General features: G+C 43.3%; 6 protein-coding genes. All 6 read right to left on the reverse strand.

Annotation, left to right across the window (positions count from 1 at the left end; translation table 11 throughout):
- Positions 1-84 precede the first annotated feature (84 nt).
- The 6 genes from K1Y79_RS06820 to K1Y79_RS06845 all read right to left on the reverse strand — a co-directional run bounded on the left by K1Y79_RS06820 (position 85) and on the right by K1Y79_RS06845 (position 12658).
- Complete coding sequence (locus tag K1Y79_RS06820; protein WP_220249245.1) at positions 85-1689, reverse strand: SusD/RagB family nutrient-binding outer membrane lipoprotein; 1605 nt, start codon at positions 1687-1689, stop codon at positions 85-87.
- Between the two features lie 32 nt (positions 1690-1721).
- On the reverse strand, positions 1722-5030 hold the full coding sequence (locus tag K1Y79_RS06825; protein WP_220249246.1) for a SusC/RagA family TonB-linked outer membrane protein: 3309 nt from the start codon (positions 5028-5030) through the stop codon (positions 1722-1724).
- A gap of 459 nt (positions 5031-5489) precedes the next feature.
- Positions 5490-6770: a cytochrome c gene (locus K1Y79_RS06830; protein ID WP_236059510.1), complete on the reverse strand. Its 1281-nt coding sequence runs from the start codon at positions 6768-6770 to the stop codon at positions 5490-5492.
- Positions 6771-6841: 71 nt separating this feature from the next.
- The gene (locus tag K1Y79_RS06835) at positions 6842-7417 is read right to left on the reverse strand and encodes a redoxin domain-containing protein (RefSeq protein WP_220249247.1); all 576 of its coding nucleotides are present in this window, start codon (positions 7415-7417) and stop codon (positions 6842-6844) included.
- 210 nt (positions 7418-7627) lie between these two features.
- Positions 7628-9520, reverse strand: a complete 1893-nt coding sequence (locus tag K1Y79_RS06840; protein WP_220249248.1) for a SusD/RagB family nutrient-binding outer membrane lipoprotein — start codon at positions 9518-9520, stop codon at positions 7628-7630.
- Positions 9521-9538: 18 nt separating this feature from the next.
- Positions 9539-12658 (reverse strand): SusC/RagA family TonB-linked outer membrane protein, encoded by a 3120-nt coding sequence (locus tag K1Y79_RS06845; protein WP_220249249.1) that lies wholly within the window; start codon positions 12656-12658, stop codon positions 9539-9541.
- Positions 12659-12948 lie beyond the last annotated feature (290 nt).

Here is a 12948-nt window from a genome sequence, read left to right on the forward strand (position 1 = left end):
GCTAAAAACGTGGAAAGGTAGGGGTAAAATAATAAGGGCCGGCTTGGTAGCCGGCCCTTATCAGGATATTATATTTACTGGAGATTACTGAGCATCCCAGAAAATTGGCCTATCGCGTTTGTCTTTCTCCACAACTTTGCTGTATTCGGTTGCGTTGTACATCTGTTCGCTAGTTGGATATACCAGACGTTTTGGAGGGTTTGGTGCCATAGAGTTAGCTACGTTCGGGAACTGTAATACCGGGTATCCAGTTCTTCTCAGCTCTGCCCATGCCTGACCTGCCTGCAGTACAAAGAAATGTGCCCATTTCTGTGTATAGATTTTCGCCAGTTTCTCTGTAGTTGAACCAGTATATGCGATAGCTGGTTTACCCAAGAAATTGTTGATAGCTTCAGCAGTAGGAGAAGCCAGTGGTGCACGGTTGAAGTTATTCTGACCTTGTCTCTTAATAGCAGACTGGTTGATACCGTAATAGAACTCGATTGACTGTCTCAGACCGTTTGTGTACTGAGTTGCCGCATCACCCAGACCCCATCTTTCATAAGCTTCAGCTTTCAGCAGGCTTACTTCAGAAGCGGTAACGATCACACCAGGGATGTTATCGTTATAAGTGAAGGTAGCGGTATCAAACGCAGAGTATTGACGCTGAGTAGCTTCCCACTGACCAGCAGTACCGTTCCAAGGGAAACCATTGTAACCGTTGAACTCATTTTCATCCCACATTACGTGTATACGAGGATCTTCGTTTGTTTCCTGCAGGGTGTTGATCAGATACTCAGGACCGAAATAGTAGTTAGTGAACGGATCAACCAGGTCACTTCTGATAGCGGTTGGGCTTTCTTTGAACAACACGTTTTGAGCGTTATTAGAAACCAGCGGATAGGTAGCCTCGTTAGCCAGCATAGTGGTAACTTCTGCCTGTGCAGCTGCGTCTGTGTTAGAGATACGCATCAGCAGACGTAAGCGCAGGGAGTTAGCATAACGCTGCCAAGCAACCAGGTCGCCTCTCAGCAGGATATCAGCAGTTGTCAGTTCAGACTTTACGTCAACTTCTACATTAACTGTGTCCAGGTAAGTGTTGATGTCTTTCAGCTTAGTGATGAACTCATTATACAGACCTTTCGCATCGTCAAAAGGAGCATCTTTTGTAACACGGTCAGGTGTATTCAGGTTACCAGCCTGGTAGAATGGAATGTCACCCCACAGGTCGATCATCTGAGATGCCTGATCGTATAACACTACTTCTGCACATTTCAGGAAAACCTGGTTTCTTGCCTGCTGATCAGCTGGCAACAGACCTAAGGTAGTCTGCATTTCGCGATAGTTGCTCAGGATACCAGGACCATTGTAGTTATAGTCAGGGTTCTGACCATCATCTGCACGGGAACCAGCATAAAAGTCTGTCCAGCGAACGTCTATGTACGCAGGGTTTACGATATACATCTGGTTACCTGATGGAGCAGCTACTAATTGAGAGTAGTTAGCCGTCAGCGGCATGATGAATGTAAAGTAGTCATGATAGGTAGGATGTATCCTTTTGTTCAGGAACATACCTGTCAAAAGTTTACTTAAAGAACCCTCGGAAATCTTCTCCGGGTTGTTGAAAGACTCCTCCATCTTTTTAGCGCAAGAGCTGAACAAACCAGCCAATGAGCAGAAGAGGGCTATATTTACGAAGACTTTTTTCATTATTTTCTATTTATCCAATTTGCAATTACACATTAGAAACGAGCACGAATGCTAGCGCCGTAGCTTCTTGTTGGACCAGCAGTACCTTGATCGATACCTTGAGCAAACCACTGAGAACCTACACCAACCTCTGGATCAAGACCTTTAGGCAGTGATTTGTAAACATACAGCAGGTTACGTCCGATCAGAGACAGTTGAACACCCTGGAAACGAGCTTTGTTTGCGATGCTCTGTGGTACATTGTAAGTCAGGGCAACTTCACGCAGTTTGATATAGTTGTTTTTGAAAACAGCTGCGCTATAGTCACCGGTGTTACCCCATGTGAAGTTATTGAAATAGTAATCAGCAGCAGAAATCATTCTGTCGTTAGGAGTACCATCAGCTTTCACACCTGGCAGGATCAGACCATCTTTACGAGGACCGTTTGGATCAGCTACGAAAGAGAACTGGCTTGGATCCTGGGTTGCTTCATTACCTTCAACACGGTAAGAGATACCGCCACGAGCTAAGTCTCTGTACTGCAGGGAGCTTTTCAGCATACCTGTACCCATCATGTAATACTGAGGAGTAGAAACCAGGTGACCACCGAAACGATAGTCAAGTGTGAAATCCAGTGCGAAGTTTTTATAGCTAACTGTGTTAGAGAAACCACCTACCAGTTTAGGCATGATGTTACCAACTTTTACGTAATCAACAGTGTTGATAGTATAAAGACCGTTTTCGTCAACAACTTTGTTACCCTTACCATCAGTTACGTTAGGGTGAACATAGATGTTACCTAATGCATCACCTACCTGAGAACGAATTACAACATATCTGTTATCCAGGTTGGTTGCTTCCAGGAAGGTCTGTCCGTCAGGTAATGCAGCCAGTTTGTTTCTGTTTACTGCAAAGTTGAAACGGGTGCTCCAACGGAAATCTTTTCTTTCAATCGGAGTAGCGCTGATTGCAGCTTCAAAACCATAGTTAGCAATGTCACCGGCATTTACCAGCTGAGAGATTGCACCATCAGAAGGTTTAGTGCTTCTGAACAGGATCTGATCTTTAACCTTATTGTTATAATAACTCAGGTCAACACTGATTCTGTTATCCAGTAATCTCGTTTCCAGACCAAATTCTGATTCTCTTTTCCTTTCAGATTTCAGACCACCGTTACCGAAATCTTTGTGGTTAGGCTGCTGATACAGTACATTGTTGTTGTTGTACAGCACACCATACTGTGTGTACAGTACGTTCGCCTGATACAGGTTAGGGTGGTTACCTACGAAACCGTAAGAACCTCTCAACTTAGCATAGCTAACTGCTTTTGGCATTTTAACTACATCAGAAAGGATGAAACCTGCGTTGAAAGATGGGTAGAAATAAGAATTTACAGCTACAGGCAGTGTATTGCTTGCTTCGTAACGAGCAGTACCTTCTACATACAGGAAGCCTTTATAAGCGAAGTTCAGGACACCGAAACCAGCAACATCATACTGAGTTGCACGTTCAGAAACTGCCTGTACCTGCTGTGCAGAGTTCTGCATACTGAACCAGTTTTCAGTAACCAGACCGTTCTGTGTGCTTACTCTATTATATTTATAGGTAGTCTTACGAGCAGTATAACCACCGGTAACAGTCATATCCAGGTCTTTTGTCAGCTTAGGGTTGTACACCACCATCGCATCGCCGTAGAATACGTTGTTATTTCTTGAATCAGTAGCGTACATACCAGAGTAACCAAGTCTTGCTGGTCTGTCGTTATGACGCATGTCTGAAGAGGACATGTTAGTGAAGTCTCCACCCGCTCTACCTCTGATAGTCAGGTTATCCAGTAATCTGATGCTCAGGGTAGCAGTGTTGATGAAACGGTTCTGAGTCTCATCGAAGCTGTTACGCAGGTTATCCCAGAAATAATCCAGCAACTGATATGCTCTCAGGTTAAGTGGGAATCTGTCTTCCGCACCATATGCCAAGTTATTAAATCTTACATATTTGTAACCATCTCTTGTCTGATATCTGGTTTTGAAAACACTCATATCATCCATACGGCCGAACATACCTTCATAAGCGTTGGTAACACTGTTCAGTACGTTAGGACGGTTGTGGTTGAAGAAGTTGTTGTAGCTAGAAATTACATCCAATGTTACTCTTTCATGAAGTTTCAGAGTACCATTGAAGTTAAAGTTGTTCTTGTACAGGTTACTTCCTGGCATAATGCTCTTATAATCAAGACGAGTATAAGAGAAACGGAAACTACCTTTATCATTTGCGTTAGAGATAGCTACGTTTGCCTGTGAGTTGTAACCGGACTGGTAGAAATCTTTATAGTTATTTGGCTGAGCCTCATATTTTCTTTTAGAGCCATCCCAGTAGGTAACTTCACGGCCATCAAATCTAGGACCAAATGAAGCATACGCTCTGTAGTAAGGGTGTACATCACCATCATTTTCAGTGATCCAACCTTCAGCGTTAGGGTTGTTAGGAGAAGCACCCAGGTTAATACCAGGAGTATAACCAGGTCCAAACTCATTCTGATAATCAGGTGACATTGCCAGTCTTTCCTGGTTGAAGGAATAGTTAGCTTCTACACCGAGACCTTTACCTTTTGTACCTTTTTTAGTTGTGATTACTACCACACCATTGGTCGCTTCAGAACCGTACAGCGCAGTTGCACTCGCACCTTTCAGGATTGTCAGGCTTTCGATATCTTCCGGGTTGATGTCATTCGCACCGTTACCATCGATCCTTCCATTGCTGGTACCGAAGTTGTTGCTTGCAGGGTTAGAGAAGTTTCTCATTGGCACACCATCAATTACATACAATGGCTGTGTGTTCAGACCTACTGAAGACACACCTCTCACCTGTACGTTAACAGCGCCACCAGCACCACCTGGAGCAGTCGAGATTTTTACACCCGCAGCTTTACCATACAGGGCAGAACCGATGGTAGGGCTGGCAGTCTGAGTCAAATCTTTAGAGCTCACAGTGCTTACAGCATAACCGAGTGCACGTGATTCTCTTTTAATACCCATTGCAGTTACAACAACCTCGTTCAGGTTCTTGTTATCTTCCTGCAATGTGATGTTGATTGTAGTTTTTCCAGCAACAGGAATTTCCTGGGAAACAAATCCTACATACGAAATTACCAGTGTTCCTTCTGCTGGTACAGACAGCCTGAAAGTACCGTCTGGATTCGACATGGCGCCATTAGAGACACCCTTTTCTTTAACGGTCACGCCAGGGAGAGGGGTCCCTTTGGCATCTTTGATAGTTCCCGTCACCGCTATCTTAGTCTGTGCTAACGCAGTAAAGCAGCAGCATAAGAAAAGCAATGTGCACACTAAGAGAGATCTTCGCATAGCTTTCTTTTGGATTTTAGTTTATTATGTTTGTTTAGTCTTATGAAACACACAGGTATAGTTGCACCTCTCCCATTAAGAGGTAACACTTCATGTTCCTTCATAAAAAATCTTTACTACAATGCTGAGATTAAAAAGCAGATTCGTTTACCTTCTTGCACAGTTTCCTTCTTTACAATAGCACCTTATTTTATGAACAGTATCAGCGTAAATCATTCGGCATAGGTGATACTTTATTCCGATACTTCTATTGTTGGTTCTCCACTGTTCTATATGTCCCTTATTTATTCGCTTTCCTCAATTCACACATTAAATAATATTATTATTTCTCTTTCGAACGCCAAGCTAAAAAATAAAAACAGAATGAACAAGAAACATTTAACAGATTTTTGTGCTATTGTTAACAATCAGGTTAAAACGAGAAATTTGCACAATGAAATAATAAAATAGTATTATATCCTATTTCAATATGTTTTCATTTTTCAGCGGAATTGTTTCGTCTCCTTTCTCATAATTCAGATAAAGCATCACTAATGTTAACATTTCATCTGTCGATTTCATGTCTCCACTAGAGTAGATCAGCCGTGGGGGCGATGATGGGTTAGCCGGGTTAGCAGCGGTGTTGTCGTAGATCGCCTCAATATGGATGACCGTACCCTTGGGTAACTTCAATAATTTAGGGTACCAGTAAACTTCCTGCCATTTAAAATCCCAGTCGGTGACTGATACCATCTTAACAGTATCTCCGACAGGAGTAACGCCAAATGCCTTGAACTTCTTCCCAATGTAATGCATGTGTGGCCACACATACATTATAGACTGGTCTTCAGGCACTGTAACTTTAAGACGGAACGTTTTAACTGCATCCGCCGGTATATAGAAAAATGGATCAATGTCCTTCTCACCTACTCCTCCTGAACCAAAACTCACTGCGCGTATCTCCCTTTTTACCGGCGTTTTAGTAAAGAACAACTGTATGCCACTGATATTGTCCTCCTCTTTTCCGACCGGCGCGTAATGCAACGTCAGCAGGATTACACCGCGTTTAGGCATTACCCAGCCAATGTTTTTAGGGTAAGACTCGCACGTCGCTCCGGGAATCCAGCCTCCATAATATATCATTCGCTGCCGGAAAGGTACATACTGAAGGTACTTTCCCCTGTCTTCCTCTGTTAGGTTAATATACTCCTGTCCGGCATAAATATCAAGGTCAGGTACAGCATCAATTTCATAATTGGCGTGATGGATAACCTTTCTGTTGCTGGACACGAACTCAATTGCCTCTACATTCATATCTGCCGGTAACTCAAACGGTATTTTATATACAATGAATCGCTCCTTGTTGTCTGCTTTCAAGTGAAAGGGGCGAGACATTTGTAATATAGTGTCCGGCTGACGGCTATAATGCGTCCCTTCCTGGTATCTGACTGGCTCCTGTTTCGCTACATCTTTGCCTTTCGGCATTTTAGTGTCCGCCCATTCCGCAATCATCCTGATCTCCTCGTCTGTCAGACGTCTTTCATTGGCAAAGCTGGCATAGTGCGTATCCGCTTTCCATGGGGGCATATATCGGCTTTGAGTCACCTGCTTGATAAACGCCGCTCTTTTCGCCACGTCTTCATAAGTAACCAGCTCAAACGGTGCCGCATCTGCCTTCTTATGGCAAGGTGTACAATTAGTGTGAATGATCGGCGCTATATGCTGATTCCACGTAATTTTCTGCGCAGATGCGCCTTGCATAGTTCTTAAAAAGATTGCCAATAATATTATCACAACCCTACAGTGCATGCTCACCAGATTGGTATATTAGATTAATAATTGCTGATAAGACAACCAATTGGTCGTGTGGAATATGTCAAGTCGCTGCCTGATAGCAGGTTCTCTATAGCCAGTTCCAGGTAACGCTTACTCGCTTTAGCGCGCTTGGTACCTAATCCGGTTACCCAGTCATCGATCAGGCCACGGTAGTATTCCCTTCCATTTTCACCTATCAGCAAGGCTTCCGGAGTCACTGTAGCCCGCAAGTAGTCCGCTACCTGCTTATCCGGATCCATCAGTATTGGAAACGATATTTTATAATCTTTGGCATATTCTCCAACCATCTCTCTTGTAAACGTCTTTCCACTCACAATGCCATAGAACTGTATCTCTGGATATTTACTTTGTATTGCCTGTACAACCGGCGCATAATTCTTACACAACGGGCATTCCGGAGAAAGAAAAAGGTATACAACCGCTTTCCCCTTAGGCCTGATGGTATGGGTCTTTCCTTTGTAATCTTTTAATTTCTCTCCCGTTATTTTTCCAGTACTGGCTATCAGATGTGTCGTAATGGTTTGAAAGGATAGCAGCCCTGACAACAGGACCCAAAAAAATAATTTAGGCATAGTGACAATTGTTTTCTCATAACAGTATATCCGATCGTTCGTGATGCAGAGTAGTTAGGTAATTGCTACTCAGGCTCTCATAGATTCTTATAGATGTTGTGGTTGATATACATCCTAGTTTCTCATATGCAGCAATATACAATTAAAACAAGTAATAAAAAAAATCCATGCATAAGCATGGATTTTTTTTATATTATCCTATATTCTTTTCTAGTGTTTAGCCCACCATAATGGAGTAAGTACTGCATCTGCACCTTCAAGCAATGATACTGCCTGTTGGTATCCCTCAGCATTACTATTGGGGAGCCCGCTCGGGTATCTTAGACGCTGCGGGAAGAACCGAATATCACTTGTCATGTAATTACCAGCATTAAGTGCCGGTAAATTTGGCAAAGGACGTTCAATAGCTGGATTCTCATAGAATGGTAATCCCAGACGGCGCTGATCGCTCCATGCTTCCAGCGGTAACCATGGCACCTGAGCAATAAACTTCTGTGTTATAATCTTGGTCAAAGCATCATTTTTCACCGTACCATTTTTATACAGCGTATTTGACGGATACAGGATATTGGCTGTACCAGGAGCTTTGGTGTATGCGTCAATATAATTCATAGCATGCGTTGCTCCAGGCTCTGTTGTATGCGTCCATCGTACAGAAGTGCCTGCTCTGTTGTAGTCCTGAGATGCCAGGTAAGTGCTGAGGAACTGAGTTACTCCCCAATACTCAAAACTTTTTGAAACACCTGTCTCATATGCATTCTGTGCAGATACCGGAGTAGCCCAACCTCTAACCGCGGCTTCAGCCATCAGAAAATAAGTCTCCCATGGTGCAAAGAATATACGCTGACTAGTGCTGTTTCTGAAACGTTGTGCCAAGCGAGGATTAGTACCCGGATATGTATAAAGGAAGTTTTTCGCTCCCTTTTCACCCCAGTCTCCTGTTGTCGCTGCATTCCAGGTGAAAGACGCATTTACTTCTCCAAAACCGTCCATATTACGCTTTACAGTTTTCGCGTCATTGGTGTAAGTTGGATAAGGAGAGAAATCAGGGTTATTGAACTGCCCTGGAACAATAAATGTCTTATAAGCACGAGGGTCAATAGTCTGTTGCAAACCATCAAACCAATAACCAGCAACAGGATCATTCGTCATAGACGCCATGTGATTGGCAAACTTCAGCCCCACATAATCAGCAGGTTTGATATACTTATGCAGTGAATCCGGCAATTGCTGCTGAGAAGGTATACCACCCAGACCAACATACAGATTATTAAGTGTTGCCGACAGCAATTGTGCGTTCCACTCACGGCTCATCACACCTGTTAAGTCATCCCATCCTGGTTTTTCTTGTACTTTGAAAATATGATCTGCTTCGGTAATCAGTTTCCCGGTAGCTACTGCCGCTTCAAATTCTGTCTTTGCCTTCTCTGTATCTACCTCTGACAAACGCATAGCCAGGCGCATACGCAGGGAGTTAGCGTAGCGGACCCATTTAGCATAATTATATCCATACGCAGGATCGAAATTGCTCAGACCATCAGGATTGGCTACTGATTCGTCTATAGCGGCTACCGCTTCTGTAAGCTCTTTCAGGATATAATAGTATACTTCTTTTACACTATTGAACTCAGGGTTCTTTGACTGGAAAGCTTCAATTGGCAGCGGACCAAAGTTATCTGACGCTTCACTTAATAGGTAAGCTCTCCATATACGCGCTACCTGCAACAGGTTTTTTGTATGCGGTTTAGCCGAATTGTCAGCCATTCTTTTCTCGGCCAACTCTATTGCCAAGTTGATACCATTCAGCCAACCAGACACCTGATTATAGTAGGCGGATGTCCATCCATCATCATAACCGCCGCTAGAGAGACCACCTTGTCTGTGCTGGCGACCGGCGGTTTTCCAGTAAAGCACGAAAGAACGTTCTGCTACATCAGGATTCATCTGCGCACCTGTGATGGAACCGTTAATTGCGTATTCTACTTCTACCTGGCCTTCACTTGCACTATTAGGATCGTTGTTAATCTCTTCAAACTTAGAGCACGACTGTAACAATAAGCTACCAGTCAATACTAAACAAGCACTCTTTATTATAGCTTTCATAAATTCTTTTTTCAACAATTAGAAACCAACAGTTAAGTTAAACAGGAAAGAACGTGATGTCGGAGCACTACCTGCTTCAAAACCTGTAGCATTCGTGTAAGTTGCATACACCGCCTCTGGATCAAGCCCTTTCATATGGCTGGAGATCATCCACACGTTGGTGCAGGTGAAACCAATGCTTGCTCTCTGTACTGGTGTTCTTGACAGCAATTTACCTGGCAGGTTATAATTCAGATTCAGGTTCCTCAGACGAACATTTGTTGCATCATACAGGTTTGCTTCAACAATACCAACGTTGGTACCATTGATAGCTAAAGACCAGTATTGCTCAGGTCTAACCGCTACGGTGTTCTGATCATAGGTTTTTGTTTGCTCATTATACACTACACCATCCACTACAAATTCATCACGTTTGCCGTTCACAACAGTTTCTGCCGCCATACCATTTCTCTGCAGGGCAGAGTGTGTACCTGAGAACATCTTTCCTCCGATACGTGCATCTACCTGGAAACCTAGAGAGAATGCTTTGTAATAGAACGTGTTTGTCACACCCAGCATACCAACCGGCTGTTGATTACCCAAATATCTCTTATCGGGTGTAGCCAACGGAAATCCACTTGCGCTTACTATCATCTTACCAAATGCAGGGCTATTTGGATCTTCTACACGCTGGAACGCAGTACCCCATATATCACCATACTTCTGATGGGTTTTTGCCAGTACTTGTACATCATCAAAGCCACCCAATGGATAAGTACTAATACCCGGTGTCAGCTCTTCAATTGTATTTTTGTTATTGGAATAGTTAACTGTTACATCCCATGACAACCCTTTTGGATTATCCAATGCACGTGCATTCAGCATCAGCTCGATACCAGTATTCTGGATATTACCTGCGTTAATCTTTCTTTTTGTATAACCACTCAATGGGTCCATCGGCAGATCTATCAGCTGACGGGTTGCATTAGACTTATACCATGCGAAATCCACACTCAGGCGATTGTTGAAAAAGCGTGCTTCAGCACCCATTTCTGTTGATTTGATCAGTTCACTGCGAACGTTCGGATCATATAGTACTGGTTTTCTTTTTACTACTGTATTACCGTTAGGATCTTTAGTCACTTCATACGTGTTGTACAGGCTATATGGATCCAGGTCATTACCAGCCATCGCATAAGACGCACGTAATTTACCATAGGAAAGCCATGAAGGGAGGCTGCCTCCCAGGTGTGAAATCATCTCGGTAACTACAAGTGATGAACTCACAGACGGATAGAAATACGACTGATTGGCTTTGCTTAACGCTGAAGACCAGTCATTACGCATTGTTACATCCACAAACCAGTATGCATCCCAATTCAGACCAATGCTTCCATATACGGAGTTGATCCTTTTTTCGCTCAGGAACGGAGTGATTGATGGCGCAGATCTTCCGTTGTTAAGGAAGAAGAAATCAGGTATCTGCAATTCACCTACAGAGGCATCCAGCTTATCACGCTTCTGTCTCATCAGGTTTCCACCTACAGTCAGCGCACCTCCCAGTTTACCAATGACATTGTCTTTTCTTGCAGTCACCAATGCACTGTAGTTTAATTCTGAGAAGGTTTCTTTACCATGGCTGTAGCTGCCATTCACCGGAGAAGGACTACCTGCATAACGCTTAGCTTCTATGTTAGTACCGTACATATCAGCGCCTGCTTTTAATTCAGCATTCAGCCAGGATGTGAAATCATATTTCAATGCCCCTGTCATCAGGAAACGGTCTCTTACGTCTTCGTTCAGATCGTATTGTCTTGCCCAGTACGGATTAATAGCATTACCGTTACCATACCATAACATTTTGCCGTTGTCCCTTCTTGCTACGCTGAAATCTCTGATGTCCATGTTTACAGGCAACATGTAAATGGTACGGAATACGTTACCTGAGTTATCACCATTTTGTGGACGGTTATTAGCTCTGGAATTGATGTATTGTATTTTGGTATCGGTTGTCCAGCGTTTGGATGCACCAAAGCGCGATACAGCACGGGCGGTCAGATTAGTACGATTCAGGTTAGCGCCTGGAATAATACCTTTATCAGTAAGGTGAGTAATGGAAGTGTAGATAGAGGTACCCTCACTCACTTGCTGCTGGAAAGAGATAGTATTCTTAAAATTAAATCCTCTGTTAAAATAGTTGTTTACATTGTCATATGTCCTTAATTGGGTTTCTTTACCCTGCCAGTCTGTTACTGTCTGGCCTTCAATAGCGGGACCCCAGTTTACTGTTTCCTCCGGATTAAAGATGTTTTCTTTACCTTGAGCAAAAGTGTTCTGTCTGTTAGGTTGCGCGAAGATATCAGAGAAGCCTACCTGAGAGGTATAAGTAATACCTAGACCTTTCTGTTTTCTACCAGTCTTGGTGGTGATAAGGATCACACCGTTACCAGCGCGGGAACCATATAATGCAGATGCTGCAGGACCTTTCAATACCGACATAGACTCAATGTCGTCCGGGTTAACGTCAGCAAGACCATTACCCATATCTTTGGAAGGATTCCAATAGTCATTATTAGAAGCGCCGGTGAAGTTATCCAGAGGAATACCGTCAACAACGATCAGTGGCTGGTTACCACCTTCTCTAAAAGAGTTATTACCACGCAGGGTAATTTTAGTAGAACCAGCAGGACCATTGCTAGAACGGAGTACCTGTAGGCCGGCTACTTTACCGGTCAATGCGTTAGCCAGGTTACTTTCCCTTGCAGCAACCAGCTTCTCACCACTAACTTCCTGCAATGCATAACCCAGTGATTTCTTTTCACGTTTTATACCCAGCGCAGTTACAACCACTTCGCCAAGATTTTTGTTATCAACGACCAGACTCACATTAAGTGTGCTCACGCCGTTTACAGCTACTTCCTGTGAGATAAACCCTATACCGGAAACTACCAGCACAGCTTTGGGGTCAACCTGTAGTCTGAATGATCCGGCCGCGTCTGTAAGCGCGCCATTTTTAGTGCCTTTTTCAAGAATTGTTATGCCTGGTAGCGGACTACCGTCTGCATCTCTGATAGTACCTGATACCGCCTGCTTATCCTGTGCGGACACATTGATGCACACGCATAGGAATAGCGATAAAAAGATGAGCAATCTTTTCATAGTTCGATTTTGATGATGAATGTGGATTTAGAAAATATATGACATGCAAACCGGTTAATCAATACGCCTGAGATCGTACTGTTAAGCAGCTCCCGTTTGTTTTTCCGTGTTTATTCCCCTTTTTGTCCCTGAGTTTTTTTTAAATTATTCTGAAAATTTCCCTCCTCCAGAGTAACTAATAATTGTGGAATGATTTAGTTCCAGTTGATAAAAATTTTTCTTGCGTGGCAAGTCTGTAAAACGTTTTAGTACTATGCTGACAGTTCGGTAAAATTACAGTAGTTCGACAC

This window comes from Chitinophaga rhizophila, assembly GCF_019492185.1.
In the GTDB taxonomy this organism is placed as follows: domain Bacteria; phylum Bacteroidota; class Bacteroidia; order Chitinophagales; family Chitinophagaceae; genus Chitinophaga; species Chitinophaga rhizophila.